Origin of the sequence: Devosia sp. MC521 (assembly GCF_014127105.1) — a bacterium.
Classification (GTDB): Bacteria; Pseudomonadota; Alphaproteobacteria; order Rhizobiales; family Devosiaceae; genus Devosia.
In genome coordinates, this window is the sequence record NZ_CP059902.1 from 2,820,001 (window position 1) to 2,837,439 (window position 17,439).

Genomic DNA, 17,439 nt, shown 5'->3' on the forward strand with positions numbered 1-17,439 from the left:
CCGACGGCGGCAATGAGTACCCCTGCCACGGCGACACCCAAGGTGGCAGCCAAGCGATCACTCGTGCCCAAAATGCCAGTGACACGTTCCAACGAAATCTTTTCCGCCCTTGCCACAATGGGGACGAGCGAGCGCTTGGAAATATCCGATGGGCCGCGCAACATGCCCAAGAGGGCGACAACCGGAATGAGCACCCAGACCGAGAACAGTCCAATGGCGAACAACAGGGGGATGCAGAGCACCAATAGGCAGGAGAGCAGATCGCAGAAAATCGCGATTTTGCGGGCCCCGAGACGATCAATATAGGGACCGGCCAAAAACTGGGCCACCACATAGGGTAGCAGTTCCGCCATGGCGACGGCGCCAGTGAGCACGGGAGAATTGGTGGTGGTGAGCACCAGCCACGGAATCGCCACGGCCGAAAGTCGTGTCCCGCCCACCGAGGCTATTGTTGCCAAGGCCAAGGCGATCAATGACCGATGCAGCATGACGCTTCCCCCTCGCGCAATATGGTGCGTCGACTAGATGGGGAAGTGGGCACTTGGCAAGGCGTGTTTGGTCCATTTGAACCGAAACAGCAAAAGAAACGGCCGGACTGATGATCAGCCCGGCCCAAAAATGTTAGTAATCGCGCTCGAAGTAGACGCCCAGGCTTGAACTCCCGTCCTGTCCGGCAGCTCCCCGCACAGTCAAATCGTCGGTCACATCGAGGTTGATGTTGACCTTGGACTGGCCATTGGCCCCAGCCGTTACGCCAAGGTAGACATTGTCTTGGATGTAGGTCCCGGCCTTCACGCCAACATTGCCTTCCGCATCGGTGACAACGTCGAGGTCAGCCAAGCCTGCAGCACCGCGCAGACTGTCGACGAGACCTCCTCCGCCGCCGCCAACCAACTCAGCCGCCGCCGCCGCCAGTTGCGCCAATTGCAGAGGCGATAGTTCACTGATCGGACGGTTGAAGATCAAACGACTGAGCACTTCGTCTTGCGGCAACGTCGGGCTGGAGCCGAAGGTCACGTCCAGAGCCGAAGCGCGCCCAGACACAGTCACCGTCACGTCGATATCGTCGTTTGATGTCGTTGCCACGAGATTGATCTGCGGATCCAGATCACCCAGCAGAGTTACCCCACCCGAGGTGAAGGTAATGCGCTGACCGAGGATCGACAGCCTGCCGCGGATCAAGTTGAACGCACCAACCGGCTGAATATTGCTTGCCGGCCCTGTCAGGCGCAGCGAACCACCCACTTCAGCATCGAGCCCACGGCCGCGAATAAAGATCTGGTTAGGCGCGTCAATCGTGACGTCGAGCGCAAGCTGAGGACCGGCCCCCGCAGCTGCTGAGCGAGAGGCAGCATCCGTGCCGACCTTCGCACGAACCAAGGTCTGCTCAACGTCGGCTGGGGTCGAACGATGGTCGACATCAATTATCTGCCCTGCGCCGCCAAAGCTATCTGGTACGGTGATATTGGCCTGCTCTACGGTCAAGCCGCCCGATAGGAGCGGGGTCCCCATGAGGCCACCCGTTACCTTGAGGCCACCACGTATGGTCGCGATGAAAAGATCGCCATCGGCATAGCGGGCCGAATTGATCGCTATCGTAAGGTTGGCAGGCAGATTGCCGTTAAGACCAATAGTCCCGCCCACCGCCACACTTCCGCCCGTCGCAAGATTTGCCGTGAGGTTTTCGACCGTTGCGGTTGTGCCCGAAAGCGAAGCGCGACCAGTGATCCCCTGCAGTCGCAGGTTTAGTTCTGGGTCGATATAGCCGCCGTCAGCCAGCGAAACGCTGCCCCCAAATTGCGGGCTAGAAATCGATCCCCCAACTTGTGCATCAAAACTGGCCGTGCCCGAAACCTGCGCGCCACGGTCAGCGACGAAGCGGTTTGCCAGCGCCAGCGGCGCCGAGCCCTTGATGCTCACGGCCATGTCCGCACCAGCAAGTGGAATGCGGCCCGAACCTGATACATTGAGCCCACCGTTCCCATTGGCCGTGAGGCTCTCAATGGTCACCGTGTTGGCCGCAAAACTGCCCGCCAACGAGGCCGAGATTGGGGCAATTCCGAAGGGCCCGATCTGCGCTGTCGAAATGCCATTGGCGTTGGCGTTGAAACGCACATTTGGATCGCTTGCAGCGCCCGTCACAATCGCTTCACCATTCAGCGTACCCGCGACACCCAGCGATGGAACGATGGCATTGGCGATGTTGAGCGGCAGCGCGTCAATGACGACGCGCATATCCAAAACATCGCCCGCCGTGCCGGACGCAGTTATAGATCCCGAACCGACATTAAAGCGCAAGGCGTCGAGCGAAACGCTTTCGCCCGCCACAATAAGCTCAGTTGGGCTCGCCAATGTCGCCGCCAACTGCCCCTGCGTGAGGTTGGCGCGATTAAGCGCCAGGCGATAGCCGTCAGCAATTGGGCTCAACGCGCCAGCGAGATCAATATTCGTACCCGTTTCCAGCGCCGCCTGCGCATCAAAATTGGTGGTATCGCCAGATTGGTTGGCCTTGGCGGTCACGGAGTTGATCACCGTGCCCCCGGCCACAATGGTCGATGCATTTGCCACGCCGTCAATCGCCGGAACACCGAAGAGATCGCCAATAGTTGCGGCCACATCGGCACGCCCAATGGCGACGCCGCTGACCTTGAGATCGCTGGCATTGGCAGTGAGCTGCGCGCCCTGCTCGCCATCCACTGGCGCCAGCGTCACCTTGGCATTGAGCGCGCCCGAGGCTTCGGTTAGCGCCAGAGCTGCTGCCAAAGACACATCTGGTGCAGCAATATCAAAACCGCCGTTGATGAGACCAGTCTCCGCATCACGCAGCGCCTGCCCGGTCACATTGGTTCCGGCGATGTCAAACGACAGGCCCGAGAGCGATTGGGCAACTTCGTCGACTTTGAACTGCGAGGCCAGCTGCGCCAAATGCCCGTCGAGCGCTGCGCTGCCGCTGATCGTGCCGTCGGCCGCGCCATTGAACAGCGACGCTGCAACGCCGAACTTAGCGTCGCGAAGCTCGTAGTCAGACAGTGTCCCAGTCGGAACAACACCGTCCAAAGCCAGCACCAGCGGCGCTTCGGCATTTTCCGAAAGGGCCGAACCCGTCACTCGCAAGGCACCGGAGGCATTTTCCGCCACCAGACCGAGATCGGATAGATCAAGGCCGATATTGAAATCGGCGCTATCGCTCGCATAGACGCCATCCGCAGTGACCTGAATGAGCTGGTTGCCGAGCTTGAAATTCTCTGCCGAGAACCCGCCACCATCTCGCGCCACGCGGCCCGATAGCTGTATCTCGCCGTTGAGCAAACGATCCACAGTCGGATCATCAATGCGCAGCGTATCGCCCGTGCCATCAAGCACGAGGTTGAACCCACCGCCCACGGCTTCCACACGCCCAGTCGCGGTCAGGTTTAGCCCACCGCTCAGCGAGCGCCCGGACAGCGACGAGAACGGCGCAATGCTCGATGTATCGATCGAAATCGTGCCGTCAAAATCAGTACCGTCGATCTTGCCGACCAGCCCAGCCGTCAGCGCCTTACCGGCAATGCGGAACTCGGCGAGATCGATCGGCTGCCCAGCGTTCCAAACGCCTGCAAGGCCCAGACCGACGTTGGAGCCGAGGGCGGCCTCTACGCCCGCATCAGCGGCGATGCCCGACAAAACGCCGTCGCCATTAAACGTGACGAGGCGCGCGGCTGGATCCGCCAAGTTCTTGGCCACGCCACCAACGCCGAATTCCAGGTCCCGCGCGGCAAAGCCATCTGTGACAAAATTTGCGATGGTGAGATCAGCCTTCCAGCTGTCATCTGCCGAAGTACCAAAGCCAATACGCAATTCTGCGCCCTGCACGCTGGTGTCAGCGCCCGCCAAAGGCAGCACCACTTTCCCACCCGCTGGATCAGCAATGGTTGCAGTCAAATCCAGCTTAGAGAGGAAATTGTCCGCAGTGGTCTCGGCCGAGCCCACCAGACCCAGCTGCCCGCCACTGAGGCGAATGTCAGAAATGTCAAAGCCGCCCGCCGTCCGCACCAACGCGTTGACGCCAAGGCGCGTGTCCGCACCAAAGAACGGACGATAGGGCTGAGCCACCAGCGTTGAGAGCGGACCACCAAGATCAACGCTCACCGCCAGACCGTCGCTCGCCTGCGCTATACGGCCCGTACCGGCCAATGCTTCTTGGCCATTGGCCAGCAATTTCAGCTCAGCGTTGAGATCAGTCACCGGCCCCTTGCCGATAAGGTTGAGGTCAACTGCTGGTCGTCCCTCGATATTGAGCAGATTGGCGATCACCCCATCTGGCGGTTCCGCCAAATTGAAAGTGACGTCCACTTCAACATTTTCACGACGATACTTGAGATCAAGATCAAGCGTTCCGCCCGGCTCATCGACACGGTCGATATCAGCAAAGACGTCAAGATCGCCATTTTCCAGCGTCACCCAGCCCTTGAGGCCAATGCGCGAGCCAAGCCCAAAGACGCTTTCGCCAAAGGTCACGCTTGGGACAGCGATTTCGCCAATCTGGATGGCCACCGGGAATTGCGGCACTTCAAATCCGCCAGCTTCCGGCGCCGGCAGATCAACCGAATTTTCGGCGGGTTTGGCGTTGCGCAGGTAATCAATGCTCTCTGCCTTGAGGGAATTGACCTCAAGCTTGCCAAAGAACAGCGCGCCTTGGTTCCAGTTCAGCGCCGCATTGTTGATCCGCAACCAAACGCCTTCTTCGTCGGCAATGCTGATTTCGCGGATAGTTACGTCCGAGCCAAGCACGCCGTCGATATTGGACAGGCGGATCTGGCGTTCAGGCGTCGAAAGCTGGCCCTCGACGAAACTCGTCAGCCAATCCTTCTGCTCTTCATTGCTCATGTCCTGCGCGAACAGGGTCACTGGGACAGCGGCCCCGCCCAACAGCAGCGCAGCAAGGACAAGACGGCGCTTGGTCGAAAATTTTGCCATTAGAATGCCTGTCCGATACCTGCGTAGATGGCCCAGTGCGCATCATTCGCACGCTTGTTGAGCGGAACGGCGACATCAAGGCGAAGCGGCCCAAGGCCGGTGTAGTAGCGAACCCCAAGACCCGCGCCGATACGCATGTCCTGTAAGCTCGGAATCGTGTCGGCAGCGACATAGCCAGCATCGACGAAGGCGACGACGCCGATATCCTCGGTCACCTTAGCGCGGGCTTCAATAGAGCCTTCCACCAAATAGCGTCCGCCAGTTTCGGCCCCTGCCCCATTGTCGACACCGATAGACTTGTGTCCGTAGCCACGCACGGAGCCGCCACCGCCAGCAAAGAACAGCTGATCGGGCGAAATTTCTGCCAAATCGGGGCCGAGCAACGCGCCTAGCTTCACGCGCCCTGCGAGCACGAACTGGTCGTCTTCGCCAAAGCCAAAATAGGTGCGCCCCTCAACCTCAACCTTGGCTCCCGGCTTGTTATAAATAACGTCATACCAAGGAGCGACGGTGGCAGCGGCATAGAAGCCTTCGGTGGCATCCACCGCGCTGTCGCGATTGTCAAAGACGACACCGCCATAGGCGCCGAAATAGGCGAAGTCACGCGTTCCGAAACTATCGTCAAAGCGTGCCCGTTTCGCCTGCACCCCGCCTGTCAGCGTAATTTCATCGGAGAAATACCACTTCAACCCCAGCGAGCCACCGACGGCGGTTTCGGCATAGGTCGTGTAGACGTTGCGCTCAGCGGCGATGGCCGCAACCAGATCAACGTCCGGATGGTAAAAACCGGGCTTGGTAAAGGTGCCGCCCAAGAGATAGTCAAACTGCGCGGTATCGATCGGATAACCAATCGAGGCCACACGCGCATCAAGCCGCAAGCGCTCGGCTTGCCCGAAAAGATTGCGCCACAGGTGATAGCCTTCCACGCCAAGCCCATCGGTCGTGGAATAATTTGCGCCAACGCCAAAGCGTCGACCGGCCATTTCTTCGACCGTCAATTCAAACGGCAGCAAGCCATCCGAGCCAATGTCCTGCGCCGCGTCAAAGCGCGCAGAACGGAAGACCTCGAGACGATCAAGCCGCTTCTGCGCCTTTTTCAATTCGTCCGGATCGTATTCCTGACCCACGGCGAGGCCGGTCTGCTGGGCGACGAAATCAGGGTTCATCCGATCAGCACCGGTCACGCGAATGGCGCCGAACCCAGCCTTGCGGCCCGGATTGACAGTGATCAACGCGTCAATCGTATTGGTTTTGTGATCAGCAACCACATCGCGCGAGACGATCTCGGCCTTGGGATAGCCCTGCTGGCGCCATGCTTCCAACGCAAGACCTTCGGCGCGGGTAATAACCCCGGCGCGCGCAATTTCTCCCGACGCGTAGCCACGCATAATCGGCGCATCGACCTGATCACCCGGATCGCTGGTCGGTGCTGCCTGATTGGCAATAGCCACACTGTTGAAACGGAAAACGGGTCCGGGATTGACGGAAACCGTCACCTCAACCTGATCGGGCAGATTGGTATCGGGCGGAAGGCTTGATGCCTCTTGCCCGCCAATACGAATACTCACCACCCCTCCGTAATAGCCCTCATTATAGAGAGCGGCGAGCAAACGGCGATAATCGCCGCGCGCTTTTGCAATCAGCCCCGCTGCGCCCGAAGCGGGTTCAGCTTGGTCTGCGAGCAATCCCGAAGCATTGCGCAACGCCGATTCTATCGCGCCCCCGTCAGAGCTGGAAAACACGACGGTATAGTTTTTGGGATCGACAACGACGGCCTCAGCCGCCTTGTCCGCATCACTCTTGAAGAGGCCGAAAAAGTCGAACGCAGAGGCAGGTAGCACCGAAACCGACAGTGCGGCCGCAGCGATACACAGAGCGCCAAAACTCGAAACGAGACGCACTTTGAACAAAGGTAACCTGCCCTATTACGCAACAAACCAGATACGGGGCTGAAGCACACAATTGATTCCGTTACGGAAACAAAGAGTTAAACCTGCAGCAACTCCCAAGCGGATCGCATAGTCGTGAACGACCGTTAACCAGTTTAAGCTGATCCAGAGCTCAAAAATACCCTTCTTGGTATTTTTCGTGGCATTCCTTGATCAGAGTGGCGCATGGGCAACGACGTTGACGCGCGCGGCATGGCGGTACAGCATAGCCACCACTCAACACTGAAATTCCTTCTAGGACCCGGTATGTATCAGCTGCTCGACGCAAGCCGCTTTATCGTTTTCATCACAGGCGCAACCTCGGGTTTTGGTCAGGCCGCCGCTCGCCGCTATGTGGCAGCGGGTGCCAAAGTGATTGCCACAGGGCGTCGTATGGATCGCTTGATCGATCTGCAGATCGAGCTTGGCGCCGAGAATTGTCACATCATCGAGCTCGATGTCCGCGATCGCGCCGCCATTGAAGCGGCCATCGCTGACATTCCCGGTCCCTTCAAGAACATCAACATTGTCCTCGCCAACGCTGGCCTAGCGCTTGGCCTCGGCCCTGCCCACGAAGCCAGCCTCGACGACTGGCAGACCATGATCGACACCAATATTTCTGGCCTTGTCTACACGGTGCGCCTGCTGCTGCCTGGGCTCGTTGAACGCGGCGGCGGCCACGTTGTCACCTTGGGCTCAGTCGCGGGTGAATTCACCTATCCCGGCGCTTCGGTCTATGCGGCGTCCAAGGCTTTCGTAAAACACTTCGCCCTCGCCATTCGCTCGGACTTGCAAGGCAAGAACGTCCGCGTCACCGATATTGAGCCGGGCCTGACCGAAACCGAGTTTTCTGTCGTTCGCTTTGCAGGCGACCAGAACAAGGCCGACAATGTCTATAAGGGCACCAAGCCGATGACGGCCGAAGACATTGCTGAAAGCATCTTCTGGGCCACCTCTTTGCCCGAACACGTGAACGTCAACAAGATCCAGCTTATGGCGACGACACAAGCGATCGGCGCGTTTGACATCTACCGCGAGAAATAAGTCGCACGAGGGCGCGCGGCTGCGGCCAAGTTTCCAGTGACGCCGCGCGCTTAGATTTGTATGATCACGGGGCAATAATGAGATAGGCCCCATGACAACTGACCTGGACCCATTCACACGTGACCTTTGGCACGTGATTGCAGCCACGGACGAGCTTAAGATCGGGCTCGTTGAAAACACCATGCTGCTCGACCGCAAAATCTCCATGACCCGTGGGGTTGATGGCGAACCGGTTGTTTGGCTGCGCAGCAATGAGGAAGACGGCGACGACATCGACGCCGAGTCCATCCTCGACCGCCTCCCGGTGAAAACCGCTTATGGCTACACGTGGACTTGCCTCGGTAATCCAACCATAGCCCTGTTCCCCATCCCAGAATTTGCCGAACCCGACCGCAAGAATATGAACTGCGGCTCCATCGGCATTGCCTGCTCGGCGCCTCGTGCCGTTGAGAACTTCCTCGACATGGGCCACTTCCCTTATGTTCACACCGACATTCTCGGCGCTGAACCCCATACGGAAGTGAAGGAATACGACGTAGAAGTGTCGGAAGAACGCGACGAAGTGCTCGCCACCAAGTGCAAGTTCATCCAGCCACGCGCTGCCAAGTCGGCCACCAAGCCGATGGAAGTAGAATATGTCTACCGCGTGCCGCACCCCTTCTGCTCGGTTCTTTATAAGTCCTGCCCAGAAGACGAAAGCCGTCGCGACGTCATCGCAATTCTTCTCCAGCCGATGACTCAGGAAACCTGCCGCGCTCACCTGCTGCAGTCGATGATCGACAGCTATTCCTCCCTCGAAGATCTCCGCCGCTTCCAACAGACCATTTTCGGTCAGGATAAGCCGATCCTCGAAAATCAGTACCCGAAAAAGCTTCCGCTTGATCCGCGTTCTGAAACCCCGATCCGCGCTGATAAAAGCGCCATCGCTTACCGCCGCTGGCTCAGTCAGAAGGGCATCACCTACGGTGTGATCCCACAAGCGAGCTAATCACGCCTCTCTTCCGAGACGCATTCGGCCTCCCCGTACGCCAGGGAGTGCGACGACTAAATCAAGATCGTGGCGCGATCCAACCACTCGGATCAGATCGACATGGCCCTGTCCCTCTCCGACCCAAATTGGTACCCAATCGCCTCAAGCGATGACCTACCATTCCGCCACGTCTACCAAGGACAATTGCTTGGCCGCGAGCTCGCCGTTTGGCGCGCTGACGACGGCAATGTGAACGTCTGGGAAAATCGCTGCCTGCACCGCGGCGTCCGTCTTTCCATCGGCATCAATGAAGGCCAAGAACTCAAGTGCCAATACCACGGCTGGCGTTATGCCAATCAGTCCGCTGGCTGCACCTACATTCCGGCTCACCCCGCCGACGCTCCTGCGCGCCGCATTGAAAACCGCAAATACCCCGTCAAAGAAGCTTTCGGCCTCATCTGGTCGGCTGCTAATGAAGACCTGCCCTTCTCGCCCTTCCCGGGCTCTGAAAGCGGCGACTGGTTTGCGCTGCGCCCCATCCCGATCAATGCTGAACCTGAAGATGTGGTCGCCGGTCTAGCGCGACTTGCGCCCGATGATCAGCCAGCCGAAATCCTGCCTGCAATGGCGGTCCGTCTTGGCCACGCAATTTTCTTCGTCCAGCCGATTGACGCCACCCGCGCACAAATCCGTGGCCTCGTAGAAGGCAAGCCGTCCGACGAGCTGGCGATCCTGCGCCACTACAATGAGCTTCTCACCAAGCTGCGCGATCGTCTCGAACGCGCGCAAATGCGTAAGGCCGGCCAGCCAACGCCGCTCGAACCAGCGTTCGAAAAGGTATCGGTAGAGCTCTCCACCATGCCCGATATTGCCGTACCGCGTGGCAACACCATGCCTGTCGTGGTCAAACGCAAGTGGCAGACCGCCGATGGCATCATGGCCTTCCAGTTCGCCGACCGCGACGGCAAGCACATGCCGACTTTCCAGCCTGGCGCGCATATCGACGTGCACCTGCCCAACGGTCTCATCCGCCAATATTCGCTGACCAACGGCCCGGGCGACCTCTCGTCCTATGTTATTGGCGTCAAGCTTGAGAACGCCTCCAAGGGCGGCTCCAAAGCGCTGGTAGAAACCGTGCGCGAAGGCGACGTGCTGGCCATTTCCGAGCCACGCAACAACTTCCCGCTCCGCCGCGACGCGACCCGCACCGTGCTTATCGCTGGCGGCATCGGCATCACGCCGATCCTCTCCATGGCTCGCTTCCTCGACAAGTCGAGCCTGCCCTATGAAATGCACTACTTCGCGCGCAACGAAGAAAACCTCGCTTTCAAGAGCGAGCTTGGCGCGCTGCATGGCGCGATCACCAATCATCTCGGCCTTGATCCGGTAGCGGTGAAAGCCAAGGTCACCGAAGTCCTCGGCGCTTACGACTTCTCCAACCACGTCTATATCTGCGGCCCCGGCCCCCTGCTGGAAATGGTCCGCGACACCGCCACCGAACTCGGTTGGCCGGATGAAGCCATCCACTTCGAATATTTCCAGAACACCACCGAGATCGACAGCTCTTCCGCTTTCGACATCGAACTGGCCCGTTCGGCGATGACGCTGCACGTCCCGGCTGGCAAGACCATTCTGGAAGTCATGCGAGAAGCTGGCCTCACCGTGCCGTCCTCGTGTGAACAAGGCGCCTGCGGCACCTGCCTCACCGGCGTCATGGAAGGCGAGGTTGACCATCAGGACGTCTACCTGAACAAGACCGAAAAAGCCTCCAACACCTGCATGATGACCTGCGTCAGCCGTGCCAAATCCTCTCGTCTGGTATTGGATATCTAACCCATGGCCATCACGCTTTATGATTTCGAGCTTTCGGGCAACTGCTATAAAGTCCGCCTGCTGCTCAACATCCTGAACCAGCCTGCCGATATGCATCCGGTGGAATTCTTCCCCGGCAAGGAGCACAAGTCCGACTGGTTCTTGCGCCTCAATCCCTTCGGCCAGCTTCCGGTGCTGAAAGACGATGACCTCGTCCTTTCGGACTCAGGGGCAATCCTCGCCTATCTGGCCAAGAAATATGACACCACCGACCAATGGTTCCCGGACACTCCTGCCGTCACCGCAGAAATCCTGCGTTGGCACTCGGTCGCCGATGACATCACCTCCACCAGCTCGGCAGCGCGTCTTGCCCTCGGCTATGGTTATGATTTCAACATCGAAAAGGTTCAGGCCGGTGCTCACCGCATCTTCCGCCTGATGGACGAGCATTTGTGGTTCGGCGAACGCCAGGGCCGCGATTGGCTCTGCTCGCCATCCCACCCGACCACGGCCGACATCGCCTGCTTCCCTTATGTCATGCTTTCGGAAGAAGGCGGCATTTCCCGTCAGGACTATCCAGCGCTCCGCCGTTGGACCGACCGCGTCCGTCGCATACCCGGCTTCATGGTCATGTCAGGCATTTTCCCGGCCGGCAAGGCCAAGGAAAGCGCATAAATCACCTTCAAATTTGCCCCTAGCGGGCAAAACAACCCGTGGCGGCTGGAAACCAGCCGCCATAAACGCTATCAGCGTGGCAAGATCGAGGAGTTATTCTCATGATTATCGAGCCCAAAATTCGCGGCTTTATCTGCACTACCGCTCACCCAACTGGTTGCGCCCGCAATGTGCAAAACCAGATTGATCACGTCACGATCAAGGGCGCTATCCCGTCAGATCGCAAGCGCGTTCTCGTGCTCGGCTGCTCCACGGGCTATGGCCTTGCCTCGCGCATCGTCACCACTTTCGGCTCTGATGCCGACACCGTTGGTGTTTCCTTCGAACGCGAGCCCGGTGAAGCCAAGCCAGCGTCGGCTGGCTGGTACAACAACCGTGCCTTCGAGAACCGCGCCAAGGCTGCTGGTCGCAAGGCCGTCACCATTGAAGGCGACGCCTTCTCGGACGCGGTAAAGGCTGAGACCATCGAAGCGATCAAGGCGAACTTGGGTCAGGTTGACCTCATCGTCTACTCGCTCGCTTCTCCAGTCCGCACCGACCCCAAGGACGGCGTCACCTACCGTTCGGCCATCAAGCCATACGGTTCGCAGGTCACCTCCAAGACGCTCAACACGGGCACTGGTGAAGTTTCTGAAATCACCGTTGAACCGGCGACCGAAGAAGAAGCTCAGGCGACCGTCAAGGTTATGGGCGGCGAAGACTGGGAACTCTGGATTGCGGCGCTCGCCGAAGCTGGCGTTCTCGCTGATGGCTTCCGCACCCTCAACTACACCTATCTCGGCTCAGAGCTGACTTGGCCGATTTACCACAAAGGCACTCTTGGCCGCGCTAAGGCTGACCTCGACCGTGCTGCAGCTGCCATCCGCGCCAGCCACGGCAAGGACTCGGCAAACGTTGTTGCGCTCAAGGCTGTTGTCACACAGGCAAGCTCGGCAATCCCCGTCGTTCCGCTCTATGGTACGCTCTTGATCAAGGTCGAGGACGAACTGGGCCTGGGCGAAGGCCCAATCCACCAGATCGATCGCCTCTTCCGCGAAAAGCTTCAGGGCGACGTTGCGCTGGACGACGAGAACCGCATTCGTGTTGACGATTGGGAACTCTCCGAAGCCATGCAGGCCGAACTCAAGAAGCGTTGGGCAGAACTCTCCACCGAGACCCTTGCCGATCTCGCGGACCTGCCGAAGTACCGTGAAGAGTTCATGCGCCTCTTCGGCTTTGCCGTTGGCGGCGTGGACTACTCCCAGGACGTTGATCCTCGGATCGTCGAGTAATCAAAGTTTAGGGGCGCTCCGGCGCCCCTTTTTTATTGTTCAGAATTTGGCATTTTGGGCGGATATTGATGCACATTGCCCTGCCAATCGGCCACTAAATGCCCCTGATCGGCCAATTGGGCCATAGAAACGGCCAAAGGAGATTTCCCATGTCCACCGGGAATATCGAGCACGTAGGTCGGCTGGCACAGCCCCGATAACCGTCCGCGCAATTGCGCCACCAATTCCTGACCCCGCTCCACGGAAACCCGGAAATGCCCCGTGCCCGGCGCCAAGTCCGGGTGGTGTAAGTAGTAGGGTTTAATGCGGTTTTCGACAAAACCACGCATCAAAGCGGCGAGCGTATCAAAGTCGTCATTGACCCCCGCCAAAAGCACGCTCTGGCTGACAAGAGCAACGCCACCTTCCACCAACCGGGCGAACGCGGTTTTGGCAACTGCCGTAAACTCACGCGGATGATTGGCATGCACCGCCAGATAGGTCGTCTTGCCCGAAGCCCTAAGCGCCGAAACCATCGCATCATCAACCCGTTCCGGCTCAACCACCGGCACACGTGTATGAAATCTAACGATTTTTACGTGTTCAATCGGTGCCAGACGCTCCATCAAATCACGCAACCGGCGCGGCGAGAGCACCAGCGGATCGCCACCGGTAAGGATGACTTCCCAGATTTCCTCATGCTCAGCGATATAGGCAATCGCAGCGTCCAGCTCCGCTGGCGTCAGCGTCCCTAACCCCTGCGGCCCCACCATTTCGCGGCGGAAACAGAAGCGGCAATAGACCGGGCAGACATGCACAGCCTTGAGCAAAACACGGTCCGGATAGCGATGCACGATCCCTTCAACCGGCGAATGCGCAAGATCGCCAATGGGATCGTCCCGCTCTTCCGGCGTGGTCGTAAGCTCTTCTACACGCGGCACAAATTGGCGGGCCATCGGGTCATTGGGATCGTTAGGGTCGATCAATGCCGCGACAGCAGGCGTAATGCCAATGGCATACTTATCCCCGACTGCATCCAGCCCTGTTACATTCTGAGCAAAACCTGCGGCCTGTAGTTCTGCAACCGACTTTATCGCGCGCGCAGGGCTACTCCCTCGCCCCTCAGGGGAGAGGGCTGGAGTGAGGGTTGAAACGCCGTCGGCAGGTACACTAGGCAAGGAGTTCATTCCGCCACAGGAGCCCACAAAACAGCATCGATGCGCTGGGCCCCCGTCGCCAGCATCACCACGCGATCAAAGCCAAGGGCTACACCCGAAGCTTCCGGCATAAAGGCCAATGCTGCTAGAAAGTCCTCGTCGATTGGATAGCGCTCACCATAGATGCGCGCTTTTTCGTTCATCTCATCCTCAAAGCGTACACGCTGTTCAGCTGGGTCTGTCAGCTCGCCAAAGCCATTGGCAAGCTCCACACCACAAGCATAGACCTCGAACCGTTCAGACACACGCCTATCGCCCGGAACACGGCGCGCCAAAGCCGCCTCACAGGCCGGATAGCGATCAAGCACTGTCACCCGGCCATTGCCCAGTTCCGGTTCAACCTTCTCCACGAGCACATGCGTAAAGAGGTAACTCCATGAGTTATCGTCAGGAATTGCCATGCCGACAGCCTTCATTTGCGCCGCAAGCTTTTCCCCGTCCGGTACTCCGTCTTCGTCCATGGTCGCTAAAAGATCGACACCAGCGAACTGCAAGAAAGCTTCGGCCACGCTGACACGTTCGGCGGGCAAGCGCGGATCGCAGGTTCTGCCCTTAAAGGCGAACTCAGCAATCCCGGTCGTTTCTGCTGCCAGTTTAATCAGCGCCACCGTGTCCTCAATGATGACATCATAAGTTTCGCCAACCCTATACCACTCCAGCATGGTGAACTCGGGATGGTGGGTCGCAGAGCGTTCACGATTGCGCCAGACGTGCTGCAGGCTAGCTATGCGGCGCTCTCCCGCAGCCAGCAGTTTCTTCATGGTGAACTCGGGCGAGGTGTGCAGATACATGGTCCGCCCTTCCCCATCATTACCGATCATCTGCGTGCCAAATGCATGCAGGTGAGTCTCATTCCCCGGCGAGCGTTGCAGCCCCGGAGGATCGATCACAAGGAAGTCACGCTCGGCCATCCAAAGGCGCACAGCAGCATCGATCTTGGCCCGGCCAATGAGCAGCGGGCGGCGGTCTGCATGGCGATCAGGGTGCCACCAGGGCGTTTCACCCGATGGAAATGGCTTGGTCATGGTGTTTCTTGCGGTCCGGTCTGGCGAAAAGGCGCAGAATATTGTATCCGGCGCTCCACAGAACATATTCCGGCGCCTGGATGGCATTGCCTCTAGACCGCGCCAGCGACACGAACAAGGAATAATTATGGTCAAGGTGATTGCCTCGTCCCTGCGTAAGGGCAACGTCGTCGAGCAGGACAACGCCCTTCACGTCGTCCTCACGGCAGAAAACGTCCACCCAGGTAAGGGCAATTCGGTGACCAACGTCACCATGCGCCGCATCTCGGACGGCGTTAAGGTTCTCGGCCGCTGGCGCACCGTTGAAATGGTGGAAAAGGCCGACGTTGACGATCGTGAATACGATTACCTCTACTCGGATGGCGAAGGCCACCACTTCATGGAACCGACCACCTACGAACAGATCACCGTTGGTGACGACGTGATCGGCGACCAGAAGGCTTACCTTTCGGACGGCATGAAGGTTCACCTTCTGACCCACGAAGGCATCGCGCTCTCGATGGACCTGCCAATGCGCATGACCTTCGAAATCGTTGAGACTGAGCCGGTTGTTAAGGGCCAGACAGCTTCGTCTTCGTACAAGCCAGCAATCCTCAACAACGGCCTGCGTGTCATGGTCCCACCGCACATCGACGCGGGCACCAAGATCGTCATCCTGACCGAAGACAATTCCTACGTTGAACGCGCGAAGTAATCTTCGACGCGTCCGCTGGACATAAAAACGGGCCCCTCAGGGCCCGTTTTTTTATTTGTCGTCGATAGCGCTTTCGGCGGCATACCAGTGTGACGAAGATCGGCCAGGCGGGGTCCCTTCAGCCAGCCAACGATCATAGGCGAGCTGCCGCTGATGCGCGCCCTTGGCCTTGAGCCAATAGTCCATGGCCTGCCCTTCCGGGCACCCATCCTGCTCCCAAAGAAAATAGGCTGTCTGACGAACTCGCTCCGCCATAACCGTATTTTTATGCACTTAGGCACCCACACCGTTGAAAGGTCACGTAATCTATCAACCGCGCGAGTGGCCCACTTGTTCCGTACTAACTAAAGCGTGACCCTTAAGGCTGGAAGCGCTCTGTGAGCCACTTCATTTGCGCACGGTCCTGGAAAGGACCTCCGCCTTCGTGGTTGTTAAATTCATATTCCACGAGCGTTTTATCGCTGCCCGAGAAGGCCTTAAACGCCGCAAAAACGGTGGATGGTGGACAAATGTCGTCCATCATTCCAACAGAGAACAGCGCCGCTGCCGAGCTGCGCCGAGCAAAATTGACCCCATCAAAATAACGCAGGGTATCAAACACCTGCGCGGTTTTTTCCCGATGCTGAGCAAGGAAACGCACGATTTCAAGATAGGGATCGCGCCCGGCCTGACGGACCGAACGCGGGAAATCGCAGAGGAACGGCACGTCCGGCATCACAGCTTTAACGCGAGGATCGAGCCCGGCCACAGCAATGGCAATACCACCGCCCTGCGAGCCACCGTTGACGGCTACGCGGGTTGGGTCAACGAAGTCTTGCCCAATCATCGCGTCGAGCGCCCGAACGCCGTCAGTAAAGACGCGGCGGTAGTAATAGTCGTTTTTGTCGAGCACGCCCTTGGTCATCATGCCCGGAATCTGGCTGGTCGAGCCGACAGGATCTGGCGTTGCCCCCATGCTCCAACTTGAGCCTTGTCCGCGTGTATCCATACGGAAATAAGCATAGCCAGATGCGGCCCAATGCAAGAGTTCATGAGGGAACCCCCGGCCACCGCCATAACCGACAAACTGCACCAGCAGCGGCAGTTTTTCTGGACGATGTTTCGGCAGCGCAAGCCACCCCTTTACCGGATGCCCACCAAAGCCGGGAAAGGTCACATCAAAAACCTCCACCAGCTTGAGCGTTGTCTCAGCCGGGGTGATCACCACTTCCCCGCCCGCGGAGCGGGCCTCTGCCAGTGTGCTGTCCCAAAAGGCAGCAAAATCATCAGGCATCGTCACCTGGCTTTCATAGGCGTCGATAGCGGGGTGTTGCAGATCGGGAAAGGGCACTTTCAAAGCTCCGGCCAACAGGACAGCGCACGCAGCACAAATCACTGCGCGCGGAATAGACTTCGATGATAGGCGATCATGGCCGTGCTTGGCCAAAATTCTGCACTGTCAGGGAGAAACAATTTTCGGACGCCACTCGGCAGTGATCGCGCACTGCTATCCATGAGATCAGCGCGAGCAATAAAGGCCTCGAAAGCGTCGGATATCAGGACTAATCCCGATTGTAACAAGCGCCCGCTAGCGCGCTCAACCAGAACCGCATTCTCGGGATGAATACGGCCACCATGCTCCAAGGGCTGGAGGAAGAACACCGTCGGCTCAAGATTTTTGTTTGAAAGATCCGCGCCGCTCACCGCACAGCGGAAACGGTATTGTTCCATCAAGCGGTTAGCGAGGGTGGCGATCTCTGAATAGTCAAAGAACGCTTGGGCCGCCTCTCCAAAGCCGCTGCTGGAATCGTCATCTGCCATGGGTACGCGCCTCTAGGGCAAGAACCTACGCAAATTTTACAGGCAGTAAAGTCCTCAGTTTTGTCCCG

14 protein-coding genes (1 of these 14 only partly in view) are annotated in these 17,439 nt (G+C 58.5%); 6 read left to right on the top strand and 8 right to left on the bottom strand.

Features of this window, described 5'->3' with window-relative positions:
- The 3 genes from H4N61_RS13545 to H4N61_RS13555 form a co-directional block, all read right to left on the bottom strand.
- A protein-coding gene (locus H4N61_RS13545; protein WP_182394263.1) for an MFS transporter crosses the window boundary here: on the bottom strand, positions 1 to 488 show its beginning. Its footprint begins 763 nt before the window's first position; the window shows 488 of its 1,251 coding nt (coding positions 1–488); it begins with the start codon at positions 486 to 488; its stop codon lies off the left edge, out of view.
- A gap of 133 nt (positions 489 to 621) precedes the next feature.
- Complete coding sequence (locus H4N61_RS13550; RefSeq protein WP_182394264.1) at positions 622 to 4,956, bottom strand: translocation/assembly module TamB domain-containing protein; 4,335 nt, start codon at positions 4,954 to 4,956, stop codon at positions 622 to 624.
- On the bottom strand, positions 4,956 to 6,857 hold the full coding sequence (locus H4N61_RS13555) for an autotransporter assembly complex family protein (RefSeq protein WP_248306615.1): 1,902 nt from the start codon (positions 6,855 to 6,857) through the stop codon (positions 4,956 to 4,958). The genes H4N61_RS13550 and H4N61_RS13555 overlap by 1 nt, the downstream gene beginning before the upstream one ends.
- A 294-nt stretch (positions 6,858 to 7,151) precedes the next feature.
- On the opposite strand from H4N61_RS13555, the gene H4N61_RS13560 reads away from it, so the two are divergent.
- The 5 genes from H4N61_RS13560 to fabV all read left to right on the top strand — a co-directional run bounded on the left by H4N61_RS13560 (position 7,152) and on the right by fabV (position 12,656).
- Positions 7,152 to 7,928 (top strand): SDR family NAD(P)-dependent oxidoreductase, encoded by a 777-nt coding sequence (locus H4N61_RS13560; RefSeq protein WP_169196035.1) that lies wholly within the window; start codon positions 7,152 to 7,154, stop codon positions 7,926 to 7,928.
- 91 nt (positions 7,929 to 8,019) lie between these two features.
- Positions 8,020 to 8,916 carry an aromatic ring-hydroxylating dioxygenase subunit alpha gene (locus H4N61_RS13565; RefSeq protein ID WP_169195940.1) on the top strand — a complete coding sequence of 299 codons (897 nt, stop codon included), beginning with the start codon at positions 8,020 to 8,022 and terminating at the stop codon, positions 8,914 to 8,916.
- Positions 8,917 to 9,018: 102 nt separating this feature from the next.
- Positions 9,019 to 10,731 (top strand): Rieske 2Fe-2S domain-containing protein, encoded by a 1,713-nt coding sequence (locus H4N61_RS13570; RefSeq protein WP_182394265.1) that lies wholly within the window; start codon positions 9,019 to 9,021, stop codon positions 10,729 to 10,731.
- Positions 10,732 to 10,734: 3 nt separating this feature from the next.
- Positions 10,735 to 11,385, top strand: coding sequence for a glutathione S-transferase (locus tag H4N61_RS13575; protein WP_182394266.1), 651 nt, complete (start codon positions 10,735 to 10,737; stop codon positions 11,383 to 11,385).
- Between the two features lie 101 nt (positions 11,386 to 11,486).
- The gene (fabV, locus tag H4N61_RS13580; RefSeq protein ID WP_182394267.1) at positions 11,487 to 12,656 is read left to right on the top strand and encodes an enoyl-ACP reductase FabV; all 1,170 of its coding nucleotides are present in this window, start codon (positions 11,487 to 11,489) and stop codon (positions 12,654 to 12,656) included.
- A 32-nt stretch (positions 12,657 to 12,688) separates the two neighbouring features.
- Here the strand turns inward: fabV and H4N61_RS13585 are convergent, their stop codons facing one another.
- Positions 12,689 to 13,729 (bottom strand): lysine-2,3-aminomutase-like protein, encoded by a 1,041-nt coding sequence (locus H4N61_RS13585; RefSeq protein ID WP_248306616.1) that lies wholly within the window; start codon positions 13,727 to 13,729, stop codon positions 12,689 to 12,691.
- An 89-nt stretch (positions 13,730 to 13,818) separates the two neighbouring features.
- Complete coding sequence (epmA, locus tag H4N61_RS13590; protein WP_182394269.1) at positions 13,819 to 14,877, bottom strand: EF-P lysine aminoacylase EpmA; 1,059 nt, start codon at positions 14,875 to 14,877, stop codon at positions 13,819 to 13,821.
- Positions 14,878 to 15,004: 127 nt separating this feature from the next.
- Here epmA and efp point away from each other — a divergent pair, with 127 nt between their 5' ends.
- A complete protein-coding gene (efp, locus tag H4N61_RS13595; RefSeq protein ID WP_182394270.1) occupies positions 15,005 to 15,571 on the top strand; it encodes an elongation factor P in 567 nt (188 codons plus the stop codon).
- A gap of 51 nt (positions 15,572 to 15,622) precedes the next feature.
- Here the strand turns inward: efp and H4N61_RS13600 are convergent, their stop codons facing one another.
- The 3 genes from H4N61_RS13600 to H4N61_RS13610 all read right to left on the bottom strand — a co-directional run bounded on the left by H4N61_RS13600 (position 15,623) and on the right by H4N61_RS13610 (position 17,371).
- Positions 15,623 to 15,844 carry a DUF2934 domain-containing protein gene (locus H4N61_RS13600; RefSeq protein WP_182394271.1) on the bottom strand — a complete coding sequence of 74 codons (222 nt, stop codon included), beginning with the start codon at positions 15,842 to 15,844 and terminating at the stop codon, positions 15,623 to 15,625.
- Positions 15,845 to 15,929: 85 nt separating this feature from the next.
- A complete protein-coding gene (locus H4N61_RS13605; protein ID WP_182394272.1) occupies positions 15,930 to 16,901 on the bottom strand; it encodes an acetylxylan esterase in 972 nt (323 codons plus the stop codon).
- A gap of 41 nt (positions 16,902 to 16,942) precedes the next feature.
- Positions 16,943 to 17,371, bottom strand: a complete 429-nt coding sequence (locus H4N61_RS13610) for a hypothetical protein (protein ID WP_182394273.1) — start codon at positions 17,369 to 17,371, stop codon at positions 16,943 to 16,945.
- Between the last annotated feature and the right edge of the window lie 68 nt (positions 17,372 to 17,439).